The sequence below is a fragment of the Bacillus sp. AFS053548 genome, assembly GCF_002575105.1.
GTDB lineage: Bacteria > Bacillota > Bacilli > Bacillales > Bacillaceae_G > Gottfriedia.
This window is the reverse complement of record NZ_NUHI01000084.1, coordinates 35,985-59,109: the sequence shown is the minus strand read 5'-3', so window position 1 is coordinate 59,109 and position 23,125 is coordinate 35,985. Positions and strand designations below refer to the sequence as shown.

The 23,125-nt window shown below is 33.3% G+C and carries 20 protein-coding genes and 9 tRNA genes; 26 read left to right on the top strand and 3 right to left on the bottom strand.

The features are described 5' to 3' along the window. The first annotated feature begins 29 nt into the window (after positions 1–29). The 23 genes from CN946_RS21750 (at position 30) to CN946_RS23625 (ending at position 16,538) form a co-directional block, all read left to right on the top strand. Positions 30–104 (top strand) — tRNA-Asn (locus tag CN946_RS21750). 13 nt (positions 105–117) lie between these two features. Next, a tRNA-Thr gene (locus CN946_RS21745) sits at positions 118–190 on the top strand. Between the two features lie 16 nt (positions 191–206). After that, positions 207–281, top strand: a tRNA-Glu gene (locus tag CN946_RS21740). A 10-nt stretch (positions 282–291) separates the two neighbouring features. Further along, a tRNA-Val gene (locus CN946_RS21735) sits at positions 292–367 on the top strand. A gap of 18 nt (positions 368–385) precedes the next feature. Then, positions 386–470: transfer RNA gene (locus tag CN946_RS21730), tRNA-Tyr, on the top strand. A gap of 8 nt (positions 471–478) precedes the next feature. Further along, a tRNA-Gln gene (locus tag CN946_RS21725) sits at positions 479–553 on the top strand. Positions 554–580: 27 nt separating this feature from the next. Further along, positions 581–653: transfer RNA gene (locus CN946_RS21720), tRNA-Lys, on the top strand. A 16-nt stretch (positions 654–669) separates the two neighbouring features. Then, positions 670–744, top strand: a tRNA-Gly gene (locus CN946_RS21715). A gap of 20 nt (positions 745–764) precedes the next feature. Further along, positions 765–840, top strand: a tRNA-Ala gene (locus CN946_RS21710). 240 nt (positions 841–1,080) lie between these two features. Next, the gene (rocF, locus tag CN946_RS21700) at positions 1,081–1,980 is read left to right on the top strand and encodes an arginase (RefSeq protein WP_088014518.1); all 900 of its coding nucleotides are present in this window, start codon (positions 1,081–1,083) and stop codon (positions 1,978–1,980) included. Between the two features lie 272 nt (positions 1,981–2,252). After that, on the top strand, positions 2,253–3,071 hold the full coding sequence (cdaA, locus tag CN946_RS21695; RefSeq protein ID WP_025671686.1) for a diadenylate cyclase CdaA: 819 nt from the start codon (positions 2,253–2,255) through the stop codon (positions 3,069–3,071). Beyond that, positions 3,064–4,359, top strand: coding sequence for a CdaR family protein (locus tag CN946_RS21690; protein WP_098862951.1), 1,296 nt, complete (start codon positions 3,064–3,066; stop codon positions 4,357–4,359). Before cdaA ends, CN946_RS21690 begins: the two co-directional genes overlap by 8 nt. Positions 4,360–4,372: 13 nt before the next feature. Further along, positions 4,373–5,716, top strand: a complete 1,344-nt coding sequence (gene glmM / locus CN946_RS21685) for a phosphoglucosamine mutase (RefSeq protein ID WP_098862950.1) — start codon at positions 4,373–4,375, stop codon at positions 5,714–5,716. Positions 5,717–6,250: 534 nt separating this feature from the next. After that, the gene (gene glmS / locus CN946_RS21680) at positions 6,251–8,053 is read left to right on the top strand and encodes a glutamine--fructose-6-phosphate transaminase (isomerizing) (RefSeq protein WP_098862949.1); all 1,803 of its coding nucleotides are present in this window, start codon (positions 6,251–6,253) and stop codon (positions 8,051–8,053) included. A 706-nt stretch (positions 8,054–8,759) separates the two neighbouring features. Continuing rightward, on the top strand, positions 8,760–10,049 hold the full coding sequence (locus tag CN946_RS21675) for a spore germination protein (protein WP_176547410.1): 1,290 nt from the start codon (positions 8,760–8,762) through the stop codon (positions 10,047–10,049). Positions 10,050–10,066: 17 nt separating this feature from the next. Next, positions 10,067–11,152, top strand: coding sequence for a GerAB/ArcD/ProY family transporter (locus tag CN946_RS21670; protein WP_176547409.1), 1,086 nt, complete (start codon positions 10,067–10,069; stop codon positions 11,150–11,152). A gap of 14 nt (positions 11,153–11,166) precedes the next feature. Continuing rightward, the gene (locus tag CN946_RS21665) at positions 11,167–12,237 is read left to right on the top strand and encodes a Ger(x)C family spore germination protein (RefSeq protein WP_176547408.1); all 1,071 of its coding nucleotides are present in this window, start codon (positions 11,167–11,169) and stop codon (positions 12,235–12,237) included. 170 nt (positions 12,238–12,407) lie between these two features. Then, positions 12,408–12,818 carry a hypothetical protein gene (locus CN946_RS21660; protein WP_098862945.1) on the top strand — a complete coding sequence of 137 codons (411 nt, stop codon included), beginning with the start codon at positions 12,408–12,410 and terminating at the stop codon, positions 12,816–12,818. A gap of 1 nt (position 12,819) precedes the next feature. Further along, the gene (locus tag CN946_RS21655) at positions 12,820–13,488 is read left to right on the top strand and encodes a PspA/IM30 family protein (RefSeq protein ID WP_098862944.1); all 669 of its coding nucleotides are present in this window, start codon (positions 12,820–12,822) and stop codon (positions 13,486–13,488) included. Between the two features lie 149 nt (positions 13,489–13,637). After that, on the top strand, positions 13,638–14,312 hold the full coding sequence (locus CN946_RS21650) for a response regulator transcription factor (protein ID WP_098862955.1): 675 nt from the start codon (positions 13,638–13,640) through the stop codon (positions 14,310–14,312). After that, positions 14,302–15,747, top strand: coding sequence for a sensor histidine kinase (locus tag CN946_RS21645; RefSeq protein WP_286134021.1), 1,446 nt, complete (start codon positions 14,302–14,304; stop codon positions 15,745–15,747). Before CN946_RS21650 ends, CN946_RS21645 begins: the two co-directional genes overlap by 11 nt. A gap of 120 nt (positions 15,748–15,867) precedes the next feature. Further along, positions 15,868–16,284, top strand: coding sequence for a methylglyoxal synthase (mgsA, locus tag CN946_RS21640; protein WP_097978524.1), 417 nt, complete (start codon positions 15,868–15,870; stop codon positions 16,282–16,284). 89 nt (positions 16,285–16,373) lie between these two features. Further along, positions 16,374–16,538: a hypothetical protein gene (locus CN946_RS23625; RefSeq protein ID WP_176547407.1), complete on the top strand. Its 165-nt coding sequence runs from the start codon at positions 16,374–16,376 to the stop codon at positions 16,536–16,538. A 41-nt stretch (positions 16,539–16,579) separates the two neighbouring features. Here CN946_RS23625 and CN946_RS21635 read toward each other — a convergent pair whose 3' ends face one another. Beyond that, entirely contained in the window at positions 16,580–17,662 is a 1,083-nt protein-coding gene (locus CN946_RS21635) for a copper resistance D family protein (RefSeq protein WP_098862943.1), read from the bottom strand. Then, positions 17,659–18,201 (bottom strand): copper resistance CopC family protein, encoded by a 543-nt coding sequence (locus CN946_RS21630; RefSeq protein WP_098862942.1) that lies wholly within the window; start codon positions 18,199–18,201, stop codon positions 17,659–17,661. Before CN946_RS21630 ends, CN946_RS21635 begins: the two co-directional genes overlap by 4 nt. A 334-nt stretch (positions 18,202–18,535) precedes the next feature. Between CN946_RS21630 and CN946_RS21625 the strand changes: the two genes are divergently transcribed. Beyond that, a complete protein-coding gene (locus CN946_RS21625) occupies positions 18,536–19,900 on the top strand; it encodes an alkaline phosphatase (RefSeq protein ID WP_098862941.1) in 1,365 nt (454 codons plus the stop codon). Positions 19,901–19,963: 63 nt separating this feature from the next. Next, positions 19,964–20,635, top strand: a complete 672-nt coding sequence (locus tag CN946_RS21620) for a DUF4352 domain-containing protein (protein ID WP_098862940.1) — start codon at positions 19,964–19,966, stop codon at positions 20,633–20,635. A gap of 486 nt (positions 20,636–21,121) precedes the next feature. Here the strand turns inward: CN946_RS21620 and CN946_RS21615 are convergent, their stop codons facing one another. After that, complete coding sequence (locus tag CN946_RS21615) at positions 21,122–21,487, bottom strand: winged helix-turn-helix transcriptional regulator (protein WP_098862939.1); 366 nt, start codon at positions 21,485–21,487, stop codon at positions 21,122–21,124. A gap of 400 nt (positions 21,488–21,887) precedes the next feature. On the opposite strand from CN946_RS21615, the gene CN946_RS21610 reads away from it, so the two are divergent. Then, complete coding sequence (locus CN946_RS21610; protein WP_098862938.1) at positions 21,888–23,090, top strand: MFS transporter; 1,203 nt, start codon at positions 21,888–21,890, stop codon at positions 23,088–23,090. Positions 23,091–23,125: the final 35 nt, after the last annotated feature.

Sequence of the window (23,125 nt, the reverse complement as noted above, 5' to 3'; positions counted from 1 at the left end):
AGTAGAACGTCGCTTGGTTTTAAGATTATTCCGCAGTAGCTCAGTGGTAGAGCACTCGGCTGTTAACCGAGTGGTCGTAGGTTCGAACCCTACCTGCGGAGCCATTTTTAACTTAATGCTTCCATAGCTCAGCAGGCAGAGTACTTCCATGGTAAGGAAGAGGTCACCGGTTCGAGCCCGGTTGGAAGCTTAGGAAAAGTTGTACTGGCCCGTTGGTCAAGCGGTTAAGACACCGCCCTTTCACGGCGGTAACACGGGTTCGAGTCCCGTACGGGTCACCATTTATATTACGGAGGATTAGCTCAGCTGGGAGAGCACCTGCCTTACAAGCAGGGGGTCGGCGGTTCGAGCCCGTCATCCTCCACCATCTAATTTAATAAATACCGGAGGGGTAGCGAAGTGGCTAAACGCGGCGGACTGTAAATCCGCTCCCTGTGGGTTCGGCGGTTCGAATCCGTCCCCCTCCACCATTTATTGTTGGGCTATAGCCAAGCGGTAAGGCAACGGATTTTGATTCCGTCATGCCCTGGTTCGAATCCAGGTAGCCCAGCCATTTTTTTATTTTATCGTAATTTATTACGAGCCATTAGCTCAGTAGGTAGAGCATCTGACTTTTAATCAGAGGGTCGAAGGTTCGAATCCTTCATGGCTCACTCTTTTTTTTTATGTGCGGAAGTAGTTCAGTGGTAGAATACAACCTTGCCAAGGTTGGGGTCGCGGGTTCGAGCCCCGTCTTCCGCTCCATTCGCATATATTTTAATAGTGGGGCCTTAGCTCAGCTGGGAGAGCGCCTGCCTTGCACGCAGGAGGTCAGCGGTTCGATCCCGCTAGGCTCCACCAATATACATAAAGTTAAACCTTAGTCATTTGACTAAGGTTTTTTGTTGTATATAATCATATGATATAGTAATTCAAAAGCTAAAAATGCATATGTATACAAAAAAATGTCGAGTTGACCCATTTGTTTCAAAAGATTTAAACTATTAATATAATTAATAACTTTAACAGTCAAAAAATTATATTTTTTCAAAAACAAGTAAGCGTTTTCTTTTATGAATTCAGTCGATGGGGGAAATAAAAATGTTAAAAGATATTTCAATTATTGGAGTACCATTAGATTTAGGACAAACTAGACGTGGAGTAGATATGGGGCCAAGTGCAATTAGATATGCACAATTACACGAACGTATTGAAAGAATGTCTTATCAAGTAGAAGACTTAGGCGATATTTTAGTAGAACGTACACCAGTTAAAGAAGATAATTCGGAACATAATTTAAAGAACTTAAAATCTGTAAAAGAAACATGTGAAAAGCTTGCAGCTGAAGTAGATGAAGTTATTAAAAGAAACAGAATGCCACTAGTACTTGGTGGTGATCATAGTATTGCGATCGGTACATTAGCAGGTGTATCAAAACATTATAATAACCTAGGATTAATTTGGTTTGATGCACATGGAGATTTAAATACTGCTGAAACATCTCCTTCTGGTAATATTCATGGTATGTCATTAGCTGTTTCTTTAGGACATGGCCACGATTTATTAACGAAAATAGGTGGATACTTCCCTAAAGTAAAGCCAGAGAACGTGATCATTATTGGCGCACGTGATCTTGATGAAGGGGAAAGAGCAATTATTAAAGAATTAGGAATTAAAGTTTATACAATGCATGAAATTGATAAATTAGGAATGACAAAAGTAATGGAAGAAAGCATTGACCACTTAAAAGGGTGTGACGGTGTACACTTATCATTAGATCTTGATGGTCTAGATCCAATTCACGTTCCTGGAGTTGGTACACCAGTTCCTGGAGGTATCACTTATAGAGAAGGGCACTTAGCAATGGAAATGTTATCTGATGCTGATATTATTACTTCAATTGAATTCGTAGAAGTTAATCCAATTTTAGACGAAAGAAATAGAACGGCAATCGTAGCAGTTGCATTAATAGGTTCATTATTAGGTGAGAAGTTACTATAATTATTTCAAAAACAAAAAGCTAGCATTCGCTAGCTTTTTTGTTTTTATCAAAAAACGTTGGGGAACTGTCCTTCAAAAAGAATGATTTGTTGGTTATTCTTCTACGAATTTAGAGAACCAATATATATAACTCTGTAACTTTGTTTAATATAACTAAAATAGTCGTTAAAGTATTGTTAATATAATTAATAACTCACAAATTTTGTGTATTGCAAAAATATGGTATAATACTCAAGATACAGTTTTATTCTATAGAATTTGGAGGGTAAAAGATGCCTTCTTTACATATAAATTTTTTACAGTATTTACAGAATGGATTAGATATCCTAATCGTTTGGTTTGTTATATATAGATTGATTATCATTATTCAAGGGACAAAAGCTGTCCAACTCTTAAAGGGTGTTACAATCATTATTGTCGTAAAAGTATTAAGCAGCCTATTTGGCCTGCATACTTTACAATTTTTAATGGATCAAGCATTAACATGGGGTTTCTTGGCGGTTATTATCATCTTTCAACCAGAATTAAGGAGAGCACTAGAGCAGCTTGGACGTGGCCGTTTCTTCTCTAGAACGACAGGTAATGGGATTAATGACCGAAATGATATTGTTGAGAACATTGCAAAAGCCACTGAATATATGGCTAAACGAAGAATAGGTGCACTTATTTCATTTGAGAGACAAACAGGTATGGGTGACTATATAGAGTCCGGTATTCGAATGAATGCTAATTTATCATCAGAATTATTGATTAATATCTTTATACCAAATACACCACTACATGACGGAGCGGTAATTATACAAGGTGAAAAGATAACAGCAGCAGCCTGTTATTTACCTTTGTCTGAGAGTGCATTTATTTCAAAGGAATTAGGAACGAGACATCGAGCTGCAGTCGGTATCAGTGAAGTTACTGACAGTATTACGATTGTAGTGTCCGAGGAAACAGGTGCAGTTTCAGTAGCAAGGAATGGTAATCTATACAGAGAATTATCAAAAGACGAGCTTATAAATTTATTAAATACCGAACTAAAATCACCAGAAGAGTCCACTACATCTAAATGGAATTGGAAGGTGAAACGTAATGGATAATTTTATGGATAACCGTTGGATATTAAGAGGAATCGCTTTATTAGTAACATTATTACTTTTTATGTCTGTCAATCTAGTTCCACAATCGAGTACATCGGGATTAGGAGACATACCGTTTGTTAATAATAAAGAATTAGTGCGAGATGCACCAGTAACACCCATTTACGATCAGCGCAATCTAATTGTAACTGGAATTCCAAAGAATGTTTCAGTGCAATTGGATGGACCTAATAGTATTGTAAAAACTGCTGAAATGAAGAAGGATTTTGAAGTATATTTGGATCTAACCTCTTATGCTTTAGGTACATATGAAGTTCCTTTAAAAATTAGAAATATTTCAGATAAAATAAAGGCAACTATTAAACCAAGAACAGTTAGAGTAACAATTAATGAAAAAATAGAAAAAGCAGTTTCAGTTAAAGTTGTTTATCTAAATGAAAAAAGAATTAAACATGGATATAAGGCAGAAAATGCAATTGTTAAACCTGGTTTAGTTACAATAGTAGGATCAAGAGATGAAGTCTCACAAGTGGCATATGCAAGTGTTGGTGTGGATGTTACTGATGCGAATCAGACATTTAGTCAGGTGTTACCTGTTAGATTATACAATAAAAAAGGTGTTCAACTTCCGTTCACTACAAGTCCAAGAAAAGTTGAAGTAACTGTTCCTATTGTTTCTGAAAGTGCTAGCTTCCCGATTAAGTTAGTGCAAACAGGAACACTTAAGGAAGGTTTAAAACTAAGTAGTCTTGCTAGTAAAGTTGGTGCAGTAAGAATTTATGCGTCTAAAGATTGGTTGGACAAGTTTAACGGACCTATAGAAGTGCCAGTTGACATATCTTCATTTGTTCAAAGTGGTTCATATGAAGTTAATGTACCTACTCCAAATGGAGCATTTAGAGTTGACTCAAGCACGATTAATGTAGACGTTAATTTTGATGAAGAAACGGAAAAGAAATTTAGTAATATCCCTATTAATTTAGTGGGTGAAAATAATCAATTTGAATATAAGTTTACTAAGCCTCCTTTAGGAAAAGTGGTAGTTACTGCCAAGGGATTTAAGGAAGACTTGGATGCGATTAATCCAAGCGATTTAAATATTACAGCAAAAGTAAATGGACTAGATCCAGGAACTAGAGATGTAGCGCTTACTATTACCGGTCCAAAAGGAGTTATATATAGTTTAGAGTTTGATACAATAACGATTGAAATTACTGATAAAAAATCTGCTCAAACTGATGAAAATGAGAATGAGAATTCAGGCGATGTAGGACAGTCATCGAATTAGAAGGAGAGTTAAAATGGGTAAATATTTTGGTACTGATGGTGTACGAGGAGTTGCAAATAAAGAGTTAACTCCTGAATTAGCATATAAAATTGGACGCTGTGGCGGTTATGTATTAACTAAAAACAATGTCAAACCTAAAATTATTGTTGGGCGTGACACACGTGTATCAGGACATATGCTTGAAGGAGCACTAGTTGCAGGTTTATTATCAATTGGTGCTGAAGTTATGAGATTAGGTGTTATTTCTACTCCAGGTGTTGCCTATTTAACAAAAGCACTTGGAGCACAAGCGGGTGTTATGATTTCAGCTTCGCATAATCCTGTTGCAGATAATGGAATTAAGTTTTTTGGTCCAGACGGTTTTAAATTATTGGATGAGCAAGAGGATGAAATTGAAGAACTAATGGATGCAGAAGTTGATCGTCTACCAAGACCAACTGGAAATGATTTATGCCAAGTTAGTGATTATTTTGAAGGTGGTCAAAAATACCTACAATTCCTTAAAAACACAATTGATGAAGATTTCTCAGGCCTATTAGTTGCTCTAGATTGTGCACACGGTGCCACTTCTTCATTAGCGCCATATTTATTCGCAGATTTAGAAGCAGATATTGTTACAATGGGAACGAATCCTAATGGATTTAATATAAACGATGGTGTAGGTTCTACACACCCTGAAGCTTTAGCAGCTCTTGTAAAGGAAAAAGGTGCTGACATCGGTTTATCATTCGATGGAGATGGAGATCGTCTAATTGCAATCGATGAAAATGGTGAAATCGTTGATGGTGACCAAATAATGTATATTTGTGCAAAATATTTAAATGAAAAAGGTCGTCTAAAACAAAACACAATCGTATCAACTATTATGAGTAACTTAGGATTCTACAAAGCAGTAGAAACGAATGGGATGAAAAGTGCAGTTACAGGTGTTGGAGACCGTTATGTAATGGAAGAAATGAGAAAGAATGGTTTCAATCTTGGCGGTGAGCAATCTGGACACATCATCTTTTTAGATCATATTACGACTGGTGATGGTATGTTAAGTGCGATTCAGCTCGTAAGTATTGTGAAAGAAACAGGTAAAACTTTATCACAATTAGCTGGAGAAATGAAAAAGTATCCACAATTATTAATTAATGTGCGTGTTACAGATAAAAATGAAGCACTTAATAACGAACGTATTAAAGCAATCATTTCAGAGGTAGAAGAAGAAATGAACGGCAATGGTCGTATTTTAGTTCGTCCTTCTGGTACTGAGCCACTTATTCGTGTTATGGCTGAGGCTCCTTCTGAGGCAGAATGTAAACAATATGTAGAACGTATTGTTGCTGTTGTAAAAGAAGAAGTTGGAGAATAATATAAATTAAAAAAATATGCATTTGATGAGCACTTTTGTGTAAGTCTATGCATATTTTTGTTATATACAGCTATTCTATAACTTTTTTCAACATATTTTTGTTGACCATTTTAAATACAGTATAGTATAGTTGTTTTATTGTTTTCCTAACAGGGAAGGAGTATAGAAATAATAAAGTATTAAAAAAGCGCCAGAACTACACTAGACGTGAATGTGTAGTTGACGAGGTGGAGTTTTATCGAAGTTTCGGCGGATGACTCCCGGTTGCTGTATCACAACCGAAATTATTTATGTAAAACATATGGGTGACTGTATGCACAAACGTAAATAATCTGATACACCGTTTAAAACAAAAAAATGAACTCGCTAATGAGCGGAATATGAAAGGTAGGTGGATATTGCTTGTAAGTCCTCTACCATTATTAAACATGACGAGGGAATAGAAAATTAAATAGTTAAACGGTTAGGAAAACAGCGTTCCATTCCTATACATTTTGTATGTCTTGTTTTAGGACTTACTAAGCAATAGTAACTATGTGTGGAATCGTTGGATATATTGGAAATGATAATGCGAAAGAAATTTTATTAAAAGGTTTAGAGAAATTAGAGTATCGTGGTTACGATTCTGCTGGGATTTCTCTTTTAACTGACAATGGTGTAGAAGTTTATAAAGAAAAAGGTAGAATTGCAGTATTACGTAAATCAATCCCTACAAAGACAGACGGAAGCGTTGGAATTGGTCATACAAGATGGGCAACACATGGTGCTCCAAGTAAACGTAATGCGCATCCTCACCAAAGCTCTACTGAACGTTTTACACTTGTTCATAATGGCGTTATCGAGAACGATGTACAATTAAAAAACGATTATTTAAATGATATTGAATTTACAAGTGATACAGATACTGAAGTAATTGTTCAGTTAGTTGAACTGCATATTAAAAAAGGTTTATCTGTGCTTGATGCTTTTAGAGAAACACTTAAGCTTCTTAAAGGTTCATATGCAATTGCATTATTAGATAAACAAAACGATGATGTAATTTATGTAGCAAAAAACAAAAGCCCATTACTAGTTGGTGTTGGTGAAGAGTTTAATGTTATTGCATCTGATGCGATGGCAATGCTACAAATTACTGATCAATTTATTGAATTAATGGATAAAGAGGTTATTTTAGTTACTAAAGATCGTGTTCAATTAATGGATCTTAACGGAAATGTTAAAGAACGTTCTCCATATACTGCAGAAATTGATGCTAGCGATATCGAAAAAGGAACTTATCCTCATTTCATGTTAAAAGAAACAGATGAGCAACCTTTAGTAATCCGTAATATTATCCAAAAGTACCAAGATAAAAATGGCGAGCTTGTAATCGACTCAGAAATTAAAGCGGCTTTAGCAGAAGCTGACAGATTATATATTGTTGCTTGTGGAACTAGTTATCATGCTGGTCTTGTTGGAAAACAATTTATTGAAAAAATGGCGGGAGTACCTGTAGAAGTACATGTTGCAAGTGAATTCTCTTACAATATGCCACTGCTTTCAGAAAAACCATTATTCATTTATATTTCACAAAGCGGTGAAACTGCTGATAGCAGAGCATGTCTAGTACAAACAAATAAATTAGGTCATAAAGCAATTACACTTACAAACGTTCCAGGATCAACATTATCACGTGAGGCTGATTTTACTCTTCCTTTACATGCAGGTCCTGAAATCGCTGTTGCATCAACGAAAGCTTACACTGCACAATTAGCAGTACTTGCAATTGTTGCAAATGCTCTTGCAAAAGAAAAAGGAAAAACAGTTAACTTTAACCTAGTTAAAGAACTTGGAATTGTAGCAAATGCAATGGAATCAATTACAAACCAAAAAGAAGAGTTTGAAAAAATTGCTACAGAATATTTAGCTACAACTCGTAATGCATTCTTCATCGGTCGTAACGTAGATTACTTCGTTTGCTTAGAAGGCGCATTAAAACTAAAAGAAATTTCTTACATCCAAGCAGAAGGATTTGCTGGTGGAGAGTTAAAACACGGTACAATTGCTTTAATCGAAGAAGGGACTCCAATCTTCGCATTAGCAACACAAGAATCAGTAAACTTAAACATTCGTGGAAATGTAAAAGAGGTTGTTGCTCGTGGTGCTAACCCTTGTATCATTTCTATGGAAGGATTAAATATGGAAGGCGATCGCTTCATTTTACCAAAAGTACAAGAAGAATTATCTCCAATCCTTTCAGTTGTACCATTACAATTAATTTCTTACTATGCTGCTTTACATCGTGGTTGTGATGTTGATAAACCACGTAATCTTGCAAAATCAGTTACTGTTGAATAATCAAATTAGTAATCTTAAAGTTTATTAAAAAACAGATTTGAAAATAAAAACTGAGCAGGGAGTGTAAAATGATGACCAAATTTAACGATGAAAATATCATCCCTACAAAAGACGATTTTCACGTTAGTGAAGTTGATGAGCGTGTTGTAATAAGAAAACCAATTAAATAACTTTAAATTTAAAATACAGGGGACTAGTGGTTATGACCATTAGTCCTTTTTTTATTTTGAACATGATAACACATATAAGCTAAACTTCTGAAGTTTTATAAAAGCAAAAATTTAACAAAACTAAGAATAAACTTAGATCAATCAATCCATCTTAAGAATATGGGATAATTCGAATTTAATACTAGCAGGAGTGAAAAATGTTGATAAAATTTACGATGAAAACTTCATTCCAACAAAAGATGACTTTCATGTTAGTGAAGTTGATGAGCGTGTTGTAATAAGGAAACCAAATCAGGTTGAACTTTAATAAAAGAGAGGCTAAGTTGAAATCTAAATTTTCAGCAGCCTCTTTTTTGTTGCTTCCGAAATCGCACCATCTCTCAGCTAAAACCTAACTTTTAGATGAAAATCATAATTCCATTATCGGACCTAGTGATGATAATTATTAATTTAATTTCCATACATAGTTTTACTTATTACCAATATTTACGAATATCCACATGATATTCGTACAAATTAGTAAAGAGGTGATGTATATGAAGTTTAAATCAATTCAAAATAATATTGATTTTCAAAAACGTAGCCTAAAAAAATATAATAAAACGATCACTCTTTTCTATTTAAATTCAGTATGTGATGGGAATAAAATTACTGAACTACTTATTACACCTTTTTATGAATATGAATCATTTGTTATATATAAAAACTACCTTAAAACATTAGATGATTGGGAGATTGTTTCAGAAGAATCAGTCATGGTTGAAAAGATTCTAAACGGAAATATTATTATAAATTTAGATGAAATAAACTATTCAATTACGCTTAGCGAATTTAGTGCAAGTTCTGTCGGAGTGTCGACCGAAGAAAATGTGTTACAAGGACCAAAGGACGGATTAAATGAAAAAATTGTTGTATCTTTAAACTTAATTCGTAATCGATATAGAAAGAGTACTTTAAAGGTTGAAAACTACATTGTAGGAAATCTATCAAAAACAAAAGTGCTTGTGTTATATGATGAGAACTTAATAGATAGTAGTGTATACAAACATCTCATAGAAAAAGTTAAAGGGATAAATATTGATGTATTGCAATCCTGTGGTCAACTTCAAAAATTATTAATGAATAATAAGTGGAGTTTATTTCCCCTTTTTCTAACTACAGAGCGGCCAGATCGAGTCGTATTTAATCTATCGACTGGTAAAATAATTTTACTTGTTGAGGGAACGCCATGGGCGCTAATTGGACCTGCGACTTTCTCGGACTTCTTTAAATCGATGGATGATACAGTGGAACTAACGGTAGTATCGAAGTTTTTTATTTCAATCCGTTATATAGCTTTAATGATTACTGTGTTTTTACCGGCTATTTATGTCGCAGTTATTTCCTATTCTCCAGAAGTTTTACAAGTCCAATTTGCCTTACTCGTTGCTGGAAGTAGAATGTCAGTTCCGTTTCCTTCTTATATTGAAATTCTTTTTCTCATGTTAATGGCAGAATTTTTAATAGAAGCAAGTTTGAGACTACCTAAATCAATTAGTTCTACAGCTACTACTGTAGGGGGATTAATTTTAGGGCAAACTGCATCACAGGCAGGTCTAGTAGCAGACATCATGATTATCGTTGTCTCATTAGTTGCCATCTCTTTATTTAGTATTCCAATTAATGCGATGCATCAAGCAATTAGAATTGTTCGATATCCGATTATACTATTTGCCTCATTGTTTGGGATGATCGGAGTTATAGTAGGTACACTAGCTATTCTTTGTCATTTATGTAATTTAAGAAGCTTAGGAAAACCTTATTTAACACTTTTTAATAAAAATTAAATAATGGGGTGTATTTTTTGCTAGGGAAAAGATATATTACATACCTATTTTATTTAAATACGGTTATTAGCATAACTGCATTTGGGCCACAAATATTGTATAGGAATAGTTTAGACGGAAGTATTACAAGTATTGGTTTGGCCATTATAGTAGGTGGCTTTTTTATTTATATTTTACAAAAGTTATTTAGTAAATTTCCTGAACAAAATATTAATCAAATCATAAAGAATGTAGTTCCTGACTGGTGTCGAAAATGCTACATAATTTATTACTTAATTTTTTGGTACTTGACGGGTGCTTTATTTATTATTGCGTTAATTCACGTTGTAAATATTTTTATCAATCCAAATACCCCAATCTTAATAACTTATATTGTGTTTCTCTTAGTAATAATCTTTGCGATTTTACTAAAAACTGAATCATTATTATACGTTACAGAAATACTCGTAATACTTCACATTCCAATTGTTCTATTTGTACTAATAAGATTTTTGACCGATCGTTTTGTTGTAGTCGATTCCCTTTACCAATCCGTTAACTATTTTAAACATCTACCAAAAATCAGTGCGTTCACTGCTGCCCTATTTGTCTTTACGGGCTTCTCTAATTTAATTATTTTTAATGAAAAAATAAATTTAAATTTTATAACCAAAAGATTTCTTCTCTGGATCTTTCTATCTGGGATGTTTATAATCTTCAGTAATTATTTAATACCAATTGGATACTTAGGTTTAAAGGGTGTTAGAAAAGAAGTGTTTGTTTGGTTAACGACGGTTGATAGTATGCATTTCGACTATTTGATTGTAGAGAGAGTTATTTACATTCTACTGTTTGGCCAAATCGTTATTTCATTAATATATATTATACTTAGCTGGCATACCTCATTAGAGCTTTTTAAAACACTCAATTTAAGCTATGGAGGATCTTATAAATGGATATTAATTTCCTTCTTTATCTGTTTAACTACAGTTATTCAACTTCTTATAAGAGAAACAGACTTAGTAAAATATTTTACTATGTTTTTCAATTTAAATGCTATCTCAAACTTCTTATTAATCATTTCGTTATTGTATGCGTCAATAAAAAAAAGGCACGTTACTTAAGTCTTAGTTTTTTTATGATTGGTGCAACTCTCCTATTATCTGGATGCACTTTTAAAGATATTGATAAGAGAGCATTCGTAACATCTATTGGGATTGATCAATCTGAGAATCCTGGAAAAAAATATAAAGTAATGATTAAAGTAGCAATTCCTAATGGAGACCCGAAAAGACCGAAATCAGAGTTTCTTATTCTCACAGCAAATACTGACTCGATTTCAGAAGGTCTTAACTTAATGAAGTCACAGATTGATAAAGAATTGGTTTATGGACATAGTAGTACAATTGTGATTGGAGAAAAATTAGCCAAAAGTAATATACAGCCGTTATTAGAGTTTTTTGTAAGAAGACCAGATATTCAAATGACGTCTTATTTAAGTGTTGGTAAACCGAATGCATATGAAGTGCTTAATTTTAAACCGATACAAGAACAAGTTTCAGGCGGTGTTTTAAAATCATATTTTGATTTTAGTAGAACTGAATCGCCGTACATAGATCAAGTTTGTCTTTTCGACGCATATAGGAGAGAAACAGAAGACGGTATAGATATTGTCATGCCTATAATTGAATCAAATAAAAAAGATTTATTAGTAGATCGGATAGCATTATTTGATAAGAGTAAAATGATTATGGAGCTCAGTCCAAGTGAATCAGAAACCTATCGACTTATAACGACTGGAATCTACGATGAAAGCTTAAAGGTCAAAAACAAGAAAGTTATGTATGTAATGAATTTAGAAAAAGGTAAGGCAAATTACAAATTAAAACATCAAAATAAAAATATAGTCGCCAATTATACGATTAAGGTGAGAGCGGTTATAGAAGAAAAGATTGATGGCTTGGATCCTATCAAAGAAAGTGACATATCAGAACTAAATAAGCAATTGGAAGATAAAATTAATGCAGAGACTAAAGCTTTACTTAGTAAAATAAAAGAAAAAGACATTGATCCAATCGGTTTTGGTTTAAGATACTTATCTAGGAATAGCGAAAATAGAAATTTATCATTATGGAACAAAAAGTACACTAACCTAGCCTTTAAAATTAAGTCTGAAGTGAAAATTAAAGGGACCGGATTAGTTAATTGAAGCCTTTTATAAGATTTACGAAAAAAGAAAAAAGAAAAAGAGATAGGTAATCTGATGGAAATCTGTTACCTACCTTTTTTTATGAACAAAACTAATTTTTCGTTTTCACCATAATTTCACTATACTCTATTAGAATTCAATTTATTAAGAAATGAGAGGAGGGAAATAACATGAATAAAAGAGTAAGGAGAATATTTACATGGGTCTCTATAACAGCAGTTTTTGTTTTAGGGGTACATTTTTTTCTTAGATTACTAGGTGGTTTTCATGAAAGACGTTTTGCTGATCAACATTCAATGTTCATGGATAGAGGCGGTCGAAACGAATTTAGATCACATCAGATGATGCATGGTCCACACCATTTTCATGATTTTTCTTGGATTGGTTTAGTATTATTCCTTTTAATCGTATTTGCGGTTGTGACTTTCATCTTTAAAAAGTTAGTTAAAAAAGGACAAGCTAGCCAAGTTAATCAAATTTCATTAAATACAACTAGTTTTAGCACACCTATAAACAGAACAAACGCAGATTTATTGGATAAATGGGAAAAAAATATCTTATCAAAAAAGGAGAATAAATAAAATGGGCATTTTTAAAAGAATGAAATCAATATCATTGGCTAAAGTGAATGGGGCATTGGATGGTTTAGAAGATCCAATCTCAATGTTGAATCAATATATAAGAGAAATGGAAGAAGATCTTTTGAAAGGTCAGGAAGCACTCTCTCGTCAAATCTATCTAGAGAATAAGCAAAAAGCATTGATTTTGGAGACAGAAGGGCTGGTAAACAAAAGAAGCGGACAAGCTAAGCTCGCAGTTGAAAATGGAGAAGATGCCATTGCAAAACTGGCAATACAGGAAAAACTTGTTCATGAAAAACAGCTAAGCCTATATACAGAGCAGCTAAATACAATTCAAAATCAAACTCAGTCACTTTATGAAAAATTAGATGAACTGAAAGGTAAATATGATGAATATCTGCATAAGAGACTGTTACTAGTTTCTAGAGCAAATATTGCAAAATCAATTAAACAAATTCAACAAACATCTGTTTCATTTAATTCAGAAACAATCGCAAATGGAATTTCGCGTGCAGAAGATCGAATACTTATGATGGAGGCAGAAGTAGAAGCTCAGAATAAATTTGCATATCATAATAACCTATCTAATGGATATAAAGATAACGTAATGAGTGAAGAAATAGAAGAAGAGCTACAAAAGCTAAAACAGCATGCTGTGGAAACTGCGTAAGGACATGATCTAAAAGAAATATCGGGGAGCACCGTATTAATTAACGGGTGCTTCCTTTTATTTTATAATTGAATTGAAAATGGAAAAGATGAAGAAGACAACCGAAAAATATAGAGATACTTATATAGAACGAGGGAGTATTTTTAATGATGAATATACTAATAGCTGAAGATGATTTGAAACTTGGTGAGCTAATCAGTTATATGTTAAAGAAAAAAGCAGGTTATAAAGTGGAATGGGTTACAGAGGGAGAAGAAGCTTACTATTACGCTACTAACACCCATTATGATGTAATAATATTAGATTGGATGATGCCAGGTGGAACAGGAATAGAAGTGTGTCGTAGGTTACGCAAAGAAGGATATTCAGGAGCGATTCTAATCCTTACAGCTAAAGACGCCCTAGAGGACCGCATTGTAGGACTGGACTCAGGAGCTGATGATTATTTAGTTAAACCTTTTGAAATTGATGAGCTACTAGCTCGATTAAGAGCACTTTCTAGACGCAATTATGCACCTATATTAGAGGAAGAAATTCTTATTAGTGATATGATTCTAAATTGTACAAGCCAATCAATTAGAGGTGGAGACACTGAAATACAATTAAGCCCTCGCGAATTTCAATTAGTTGATTTTTTAATACAAAATAAAGGGCAAGTATTACCTCGTGAAATTATTTTGGAGCGGGTATGGGGTTTTGATTCAGATGTTGCAATGAAAACGATTGATGCCACTGTTAAACTTCTTCGAAAGAAACTAGATTTGCTTGGTAAACAAGATTTGCTACAAAGCATTAGAGGGGTAGGATATAAATTTGATAACTAATCTTATTTCTTCTCTACGTGATTTTCGAAATCGTGGAGGAAGAGATGTTTTTAAGCGAACGCAAAATCGCCTAACAGTATTATATAGCGGGCTTGTTATGCTTTTTCTAATTATATTCATCATCATAGTCTTTGCAGTGTTATATGTAGTCATAATGAATGATCAAAGACGTACAGTGGAATCATTGGCAAGTCAAGAAGCAAAGATTATGGAAAACTATATGATTCAAAATCAACAAGGAAACCTCCAGGACGATAACCAAGAAGTAGTTTTAGCAGGTGTCGATCAATTTTTTTATTATGTAGTTAATCCAAATGGCGAATTAATAATGGGACAGGAGGATATCCCACAAATAAGGTCAAGGCTATTTGGGCAAATAAAAGGTTGGATGCCTAAAGAAAATGAAACCCGTAAGGTAAAAATTAAAATAGAACATGAAGAGTTTGAAAAGGACATGAGAAAATTCCATGATCATGAAATACACGTTCCTTCAAATCGTAATGAGATTAGTTTGATGGTATCAGGTAAACCACTTTTTTATAAAGGAAATTTCATCGGTACAATCTATGTTGGAAAAGATATTTCGGATGTTTACCATTTATTTAAATTTGTTGTCATCATATTGGTTGGCTTAACAATTGTATTTTCTGGAGTTGCACTATATATCAGTTTTTTTATGTCAAAAAAAGCGATGATCCCTATCTTTAAATCATTTAACCGACAGCGCGAATTTGTTGCAGATGCTTCTCATGAATTAAGAACACCATTAAGCGTTTTGTTATCATCGATTGATGCAATGGAAATGACGATCGATACAGAGAAAGATGGTTTTTCTCGAAAGCTTTTATTTAATATGAAAGACGAAGTAAAAAGGATGACAAATTTAGTCAGCGGATTATTAACTTTAGCTCGTTCAGACTCGGATCAAGTTGAAATTAAATTAGAGAAGTTTGAATTTCGCTCCATTGCAGAAAAGGCGATTTTATCACTACAACCGTTAGCAGCATCAAAACAAATCAATTTAAACCTAACTGCTCCAGAGAATGTAACCGCCCTAGGGGACCCTGAAAAGTTATCACAGCTCTTATATATATTAATAGATAATGGAATTAAGTATACACCTGTTGGAGGAGAGGTTCAGTTAGTGCTTTCGGATAAAGAAAATGAACTAAGTATCCAAGTAACAGATACTGGTATTGGCATTAAACCGGAAGACCATGCCCGAATATTTGACCGTTTTTACCGATCTGATAAATCAAGATCTAGACAAATTGGAAGCCATGGTTTAGGCTTGGCGATTGCAAAATGGATCGTGGAAATTCATAATGGAACTATTCAAGTAAATAGTGAAGTTGGAAAAGGAAGTACGTTTACTATTCGGATTCCAACTTCTAATATGAATAGTAAAAAGGCATATGCACAAAGAGTAGAATAACTGATACAAAGAAGTAAAAAATATAAAAGGTTAAATTTGAATGGAGTCGTTTCCTATTGTTTTTACGAACAATTGCTGAAATTGGAAATCCATTTTTCCTAAAAGAGAGGATTGTTGACGTTGAAAATTGCTTTCATTGCACACGATCAAAAGAAAAAAGAATTAGTAAATTTTGCGATGGCATATGAATCTATTTTATCTAAACATGAATTATATTCAACAGGAACAACTGGAACAAAAATAATGGAAAATACAAATTTAAAAATACATCGATTTAATTCTGGACCGCTTGGGGGAGACCAGGAAATCGGTGCCTTAATAGCTAAGAATTTGATGGATATTGTTATCTTCTTTCGCGATCCACTTACAGCACAACCGCATGAACCAGATATTTTGGCTTTAATTCGTTTATGTGATGTTTACTCAATTCCTTTAGCAACGAACATGGGTACAGCAGAAATTTTAATTCATGGTCTAGAGCGAGGGGACTTAAAGTGGAGAAACATCGTACATGATAAACAAATTCGAGAAAGATAAAGCAAAAATCAAAAAAAGATAAAGGAATCGAATAATTAACTTGGTTGAAGGAAATAGTAATGCTAGTTCAGGTGAAAAGGAGGTTTACGATGGATAATCAAGGAATTGGACATACACATGATACAGGTGAAACAGTAAAGATTTCAGGTTATTATACTGATAAAGACGGGGAGCATATTGAATTACAAGCAGGACAAAAGTTCCCTAATTGCCCTTCATCAGGAAAGCCAACTAAATGGAGACATGGACGTTAAGAATATGAGACAAAAAAAGATTGTACATAGTACAATCTTTTTTAGTGAACTGATACGTTATACATAAGACCAAGATACATCGTAATGACAAAGCAAAGACTAAATGCAATTGGTAGTATTATTTTTGTTTTTTTCATAAAGCTGATGACTAATAATACTAGGAAGATGATCGACATACTCATTAACATCGTACCTTCTACCGTAAAAGTAAAAGCTATTCTAATAGGCAAGGTAATATCAATCCCCATAATCCATTCAATCCATTTAGACGGATCCTCATTTTGCAAAGTTAAATTAATATTATGCGGAGGAGATTTAGTACCCATTATAGCTGTAAAAAAGAACACGATTATGATGGTAATATACTCTGCTTTTAACCAACTACGAATAGTACTCGAAGGGCCTTCAGCGGCTTTTCTCATTAGTACACTATTGAAAAAAGCAAAAAACAATACTGGAATGATGCTAATGTGCTTCAAGACTAACATCTGTCCATAAGGTAGTAACCAAGCATTCGTATAGTCTTTTAGTTTAACGACTTCTAGCATCAAGACTACACCACTAATAAAAATAATAAAAACACATATGATGGCTAAAGGTGTAAACCATTTCAAGAATTTACCATAGTTTTCAATGTCCTTAGCTAGCCAAGTGACATTAAATAGAATTCCACTCCAAATAGAAACCATTAGGAAATGACTACTTTGAAAGATAAAACCCGTCCAAAAGTTCATAGAGGTTATATGACCAGCATAACCGATACTTAAAATCATCATGAATAACCAAAAGAAATTAAAAAATTTTTTACCATCGCTATAAATATTAATGACAAGCATAATGGCAAACATACTCGAGTAAATCCATGCATTACCTACAGCTGTTTTTATGAAAACCGAATAAATGGCTGTTTTAAGATGTACATCATCTAGGAAAAAAGTAATAATTCGTAGAGCAGGAAATAGTGAAAAGAATAAAATGCCGACAATAACCAAATAAACAGTACCTTTCGAAATGCTCATTGTTGGTTTTTTATCTGACGGTACAAAATCTAATAAAAACTTTCCTGCTAATATCGAATAAAGAATATATGTTATGAACTCCGTGGTTGGAACGATATAACTCATTTTCTATTCCAAAGAACAACTCCACCAACCATTAACGCGATTCCAAATAGCCCTATTGCAATTAATGGAATAAGATATTTAGATCTTTCTTTTTTAGGAGTAGCCTCTTTTTGTTTTTCTTTAGTTGGCGTTTGATCCTTAACTGCTTTGTCATTTGTTTTATTTTCAGTTGTCGTTTTAGTTTCAGCTTGCTTTATTTGTACTTTGAAAGGAATTTGACCTGTTACTGGATGACCATCTTCACTTACTACTTTCCACTCAATCTTATAATCACCATTTTCTAAACCATTCGGTAGATCAGCAATTAATTTATTACCTTTAACTTGCACATTTGTAACAGCTGTAGCAGTCCCAGCTTTATATAATTTGATCGTACCTAATTGCTCAAGGGCCTCTTCAAATTCAAGCGTAATTTGTTTCATTGGTTCAGTGATGATTTGCCCATATGATGGATTAGAAGAAACCAGCTTTGTATGCGCACTCGCCATAGTTGGGAATAAAAATAACAGTAAAATAATGATTGATAAACCTTTTTTCATATAAATCTCCTTCTTATGTAAAAATTTGTGCTTAATTTAATATAATGTAAAAACTTGTAATTATGAAATATTATTATTTTATTTAAATTAACCACTCTATTCAATTAGACATTTTAGTTCAAAAATGTGATGTATTTGTGAAGAAGATGTAACTAGTCAGTTTATATTTTTAATCTTAAGAAAAGTAGTGTTTGGTTTTAATTTAAGAAAATTAATATATTAAAAACAATTCTTAATACTCTATTTACAGAACCTCCAAAGTAAATTAATAAAATTTCATTAAAATTAAGAGGTGAAATATAATGAAATTTTAATTTTTTAGGGGGTTTTTTTTATGTTCAGAAACAAACTTAAGAAAAAGTTAATTCCAGTGGCAGTGCTTTCAACAATGGCATTTGGTTCGTTTATTGGCTCTTTTGCTAATCAAACCGTACAAGCTAAGGAAACAAACAAGAATGAAATCAGAAATGTAATCTTTTTAATTGGAGATGGAATGGGTGTATCATACACGACTGCCTATCGTTATTTAAAAGATAATCCAAAAACAAATGTAGTAGAACAAACAGAATTTGATCATTACTTAGTAGGTCAACAAATGACATATCCTGAGGATCCAATGCAAAATATTACTGACTCTGCTGCAGCGGCAACAGCTATGTCAGCGGGGGTTAAAACTTATAATGCAGCAATTGGTGTAGATAATGATGGGTCAAGAGTAAAAACAGTACTAGAGGCAGCTAAGGAAAAAGGAAAAGCAACAGGGCTTGTAGCTACTTCAGAAATTACACATGCTACACCAGCGTCTTATGGAGCTCATGATGTAAGTCGTAAAAATATGAATGCAATTGCCGATGATTATTATGATGAACTAATTAAAGGTGGACATAAAATAGATGTCATGCTTGGTGGCGGATTAAGTAATTTTGTACGAGAAGATCGTGATTTAACAAAGCAATTTAAAAAAGATGGATACTCTTATGTAACGAATAAAAATCAAATGTTAAATGATAAAAACAATAAAGTATTAGGTTTATTTGTTCCTGGTGGAATGCCAAAGATGATCGATCGTGATGATTCAATGCCATCATTAAGCGATATGACAAATACAGCTATTGATAAATTAAGTAGAGATAAAGATGGTTTCTTTTTAATGGTAGAAGGTAGTCAAATTGATTGGGCCGGACATGATAACGATATCGTTGCAGCAATGAGTGAAATGGATGATTTTGAAAAAGCGTTTAAAGCTGCAATTGCATTTGCTAAAAAGGACAAGCATACATTAGTTGTTGCAACAGCAGACCACTCAACAGGTGGCTATTCTATTGGGGCAAAAGGTGATTACAATTGGTACGGCGCACCGATTGCTGCAGCTAAACGTACTCCTGATTTCATGGCTGAACAAATTAGTAAAGGCGCAGATGTAGAAAAAACATTAAAATCGAATATTAACTTAGAATTGAAGCCTGAAGAACTTCAATCTGTTAAAAAAGCAGCGGAGTCAAAAAATATGTTAGAGATTGATAATGCAATCGAAGCAATTTTTGATAACCGTTCAGTAACTGGTTGGACTACTGGTGGTCACACAGGTGAAGACGTAAATGTTTATGCGTATGGCCCTGGCAGCCAATTATTTTCAGGGAAAATTGATAATACTGACCAAGCAAAAAACATCTTTAGAATTTTAAAGAATGGTAAATAAGTAAAAAAAAGATCCCGTTAAATGACCTTATTTAACGGGATTTAAGGATGAAAGGGGATTTATATGAAAAAATTGATTCCATTTATTTTACTTTCTTTAATGCTTTCAGGATGTAGCTTAGTTCAGAAGGAGAAAACAACTGCTTCAGCAGAGAATATAAAAAATGTCTCTACAATCTCTAAAAGCAGGGCTAAGTCTTTAGGCGATGTCTATGTGACAAATCCACAGGTTGCAGATGATACGAGTTTACTTCTTAAAGGTCAAACACTGAAAGATGAGAAAGGTGAAGTTACTTTAGAGGACATAGCTACATTAAATAAGACTTACTCAATTGGGCCGATCGAAATGAAAATTAAACAGATTAAACTGATCAATAACTTACCGACCTACTCTTTAATGGATTATTTTCATTATTATACAGAAAGCTATGAAAGCTTTCGATTCGTTAAGGTTGAGGTAGAAATCATTAATCACTCGAATAAACAATTACACTTTGGTCCAGTTGCCCATTTGATGACAAGTAATAATGAAGTAAAGGAATTTAAAGATGACTTCTATATTGAATATTTAGGTGGGGAAATGAATCCTAATAGTTCAAAACAAGGCGCAATGGGATTTATAGTCGAACATACTGTTCCTAGCTTGAAATGGATCGAGCTAACAACAAGTGATGTATTAGATGATCAACATAAAGTAATTGCGAAAGCACAAAAAATAAAAGTAGATTTAAAATAGATTGCTTAAAAACAATCTTCTCAATTAATTATCAAATTTTCGTAAAAGGAGTAGAGTGATGTTGATTTCCATTACAGGATGCTCGCTTTCCATGGNNTCCCATAGGAGTCGAACATCCCTCCATTCCAATCAACTAATTCATCAAAAAAAATTTACGATAAAAACTTAATTTAATATCCTTTACTTATTGTAATTTAACAGAATATTAATCAGTTTGTAAGTCAATTGAGATTGAATATCAACTTATAAACTAATCATTTAAAACTATATATCTAAAATTTGCACTAAATATTTTATATTTCCGAAAAAACAGTTAGTATAGTTTGTTGGTAAACTAAAAATGTTAAAACACTATAACATTTTAATAATTATAAAAAAATGAAATTTAACATCAATAATATTACAACTAAATTTTGTTTTCCCTATAGACCGCTCTGTATTTCAATACTCTGAAAAAACTCCTTTCTGAGAAAGGAGTTTTTTTATTTATAGAGTTACTTCATCCTCAACTGGTGGAAGAAGTACGTCATTTTTATCAGGATACATTGTTTCTATATGATTTTCTCCCCAAGAACATAGTAAGTCTAATACTTCTTTTAATGACCATCCGTAAGCCGTTAAGGAATATTCCACTTTTGGCGGAACTTGATTAAATACTTTTCGGTGAACGATATTGTCTTCCTGCAATTCCTTTAGCTGCTGAGTTAACATTTTTTGAGTAATGTTTGGCATTAATTTTTTTAATTGAGAAGTTCTTTTTGTGCCTTTTGTCAAATGACAAAGAATCACAACCTTCCATTTACCACCGATTACATCTAATGAAGCTTCAACTGGAATATTGTATTTTTTCATTTTCTCCTCTCCCTCATTCATTTTTATCAAAACCTACGAAACATATTTTTAATGATTCAAATATCATAACATTCTCTTCGCAAACTGTGTAGTTTCTAGTTCGGTAAAAACTTTTTTGTAAATTTTTCTCTGTTTTAAACCTTTATTCGCTTAAATGTTACTAAAAAGTAACTATATCACTTCAAAGTACATACTTCTTTTAATCAATCCTATCGCGCATAATGACAATAGTTAATTGATTAGCAAAGATTTATTAAATGTAAGTGTATAGATGAGGACGTTAATCTTTTACTATTTCATTTCATTTATGTTTTGAATGACGAAGAGACTTTATTCAGGCGCCATGTCTCTTTGTATTCAAACTAATAATAAAAATAACTATAACACAAGGAGGAGTTATATGAGTTCGACAGCTGCTTCGATTAAAATACAAGAGAAAAAAAGTGGCACTCCTGCGTTAATGGCTCTTGCTATTAGTGCATTTGGGATTGGAACAACCGAATTTGTTCCCGTTGGTTTATTATCAACTCTAGCTGGTGATTTGAAAATTTCAATTACATTAGCGGGATTATTAATTTCTGGATATGCGATGGGTGTTGCTTTTGGAGCACCGATTTTAACTGCATTAACAAATAAGATTGGTCGAAAATCGTTATTAATGTTTTTAATGATTATTTTTATAGTAGGTAATAGTGTTGCTGCCTTTTCGACAAGTTTTGGCCTATTGTTAGTTGCGCGAATTATTACTTCATTTTCTCATGGGGTGTTCTTTTCAATCGGTTCAACAATTGCTGCGGATGTAGTTCCTGAAAACAAACGTGCAAGTGCGATTGCATTTATGTTTACAGGCTTGACTGTTGCGACTGTAACAGGTGTTCCATTAGGCACATTTATTGGCCAGCATTTTGGATGGAGATCAACATTTGGAGCTGTAGCATTATTAGGTGTTATTGCAATCATTGCAATTGCAATATTAGTTCCGAAATCAATTAAACAACCGCCAGCTTCAAAATTAAGTGATAACCTGAAAGTTTTAAAAAATGGACCATTACTTTTGGCTTTTGCTATTACAGCATTAGGATATGGAGGTACGTTTGTAGCATTCACATACTTGTCAGCAATCCTTGAAAAAATTACCGGCTTTGCTCCAAACTCTGTAAGTATTATCTTACTTGTCTATGGAATTGCAGTAGCACTTGGTAATACGATTGGTGGAAAAGCGGCAAATAAAAATCCTTTAAAAGCACTAACGTGGATGTTTGCTGTTCAAGCAATTGTTCTCATCATTCTATCTTTTACAGCACCGTTTAAAATAGTAGGGATTGTAACAATTTTCTTCTTAGGCTTACTTGCTTTTATGAATGTACCTGGTCTACAAATTTATGTTGTGAAATTAGCTGAGAAGTATGTTCCATCTGCTGTAGATATTGCATCAGCGCTAAATATAGCAGCTTTTAACGTAGGCATTGCAATTGGAGCATTTATTGGCGGTTTAGTCGTAGATACAATCGGCTTAATCCATACACCGTGGATTGGTGGAATCATGGTATTAGGAGCAGTCCTGTTGAGCATCTGGAGTGCTTCTTTAGAAAAGAAAAAGTAAATTTTAAAATATAATATAAATTAAAGGAGAAATAA

What these genes read in the sequence shown, in the direction of transcription:
- CN946_RS21615 (WP_098862939.1), bottom strand. Translation starts at nt 21,487, where the DNA reads ATGAAAAAATACAATATTCCAGTTGAAGCTTCATTAGATGTAATCGGT.
- CN946_RS21675 (WP_176547410.1), top strand. Translation starts at nt 8,760, where the DNA reads ATGAAGTTTAAATCAATTCAAAATAATATTGATTTTCAAAAACGTAGC.
- CN946_RS21650 (WP_098862955.1), top strand. Translation starts at nt 13,638, where the DNA reads ATGAATATACTAATAGCTGAAGATGATTTGAAACTTGGTGAGCTAATC.
- CN946_RS21630 (WP_098862942.1), bottom strand. Translation starts at nt 18,201, where the DNA reads ATGAAAAAAGGTTTATCAATCATTATTTTACTGTTATTTTTATTCCCA.
- CN946_RS21620 (WP_098862940.1), top strand. Translation starts at nt 19,964, where the DNA reads ATGAAAAAATTGATTCCATTTATTTTACTTTCTTTAATGCTTTCAGGA.
- CN946_RS21625 (WP_098862941.1), top strand. Translation starts at nt 18,536, where the DNA reads ATGTTCAGAAACAAACTTAAGAAAAAGTTAATTCCAGTGGCAGTGCTT.
- glmS (WP_098862949.1), top strand. Translation starts at nt 6,251, where the DNA reads ATGTGTGGAATCGTTGGATATATTGGAAATGATAATGCGAAAGAAATT.
- CN946_RS21660 (WP_098862945.1), top strand. Translation starts at nt 12,408, where the DNA reads ATGAATAAAAGAGTAAGGAGAATATTTACATGGGTCTCTATAACAGCA.
- CN946_RS21655 (WP_098862944.1), top strand. Translation starts at nt 12,820, where the DNA reads ATGGGCATTTTTAAAAGAATGAAATCAATATCATTGGCTAAAGTGAAT.
- CN946_RS23625 (WP_176547407.1), top strand. Translation starts at nt 16,374, where the DNA reads ATGGATAATCAAGGAATTGGACATACACATGATACAGGTGAAACAGTA.
- CN946_RS21665 (WP_176547408.1), top strand. Translation starts at nt 11,167, where the DNA reads ATGATTGGTGCAACTCTCCTATTATCTGGATGCACTTTTAAAGATATT.
- rocF (WP_088014518.1), top strand. Translation starts at nt 1,081, where the DNA reads ATGTTAAAAGATATTTCAATTATTGGAGTACCATTAGATTTAGGACAA.
- CN946_RS21690 (WP_098862951.1), top strand. Translation starts at nt 3,064, where the DNA reads ATGGATAATTTTATGGATAACCGTTGGATATTAAGAGGAATCGCTTTA.
- CN946_RS21635 (WP_098862943.1), bottom strand. Translation starts at nt 17,662, where the DNA reads ATGAGTTATATCGTTCCAACCACGGAGTTCATAACATATATTCTTTAT.
- CN946_RS21610 (WP_098862938.1), top strand. Translation starts at nt 21,888, where the DNA reads ATGAGTTCGACAGCTGCTTCGATTAAAATACAAGAGAAAAAAAGTGGC.
- cdaA (WP_025671686.1), top strand. Translation starts at nt 2,253, where the DNA reads ATGCCTTCTTTACATATAAATTTTTTACAGTATTTACAGAATGGATTA.
- glmM (WP_098862950.1), top strand. Translation starts at nt 4,373, where the DNA reads ATGGGTAAATATTTTGGTACTGATGGTGTACGAGGAGTTGCAAATAAA.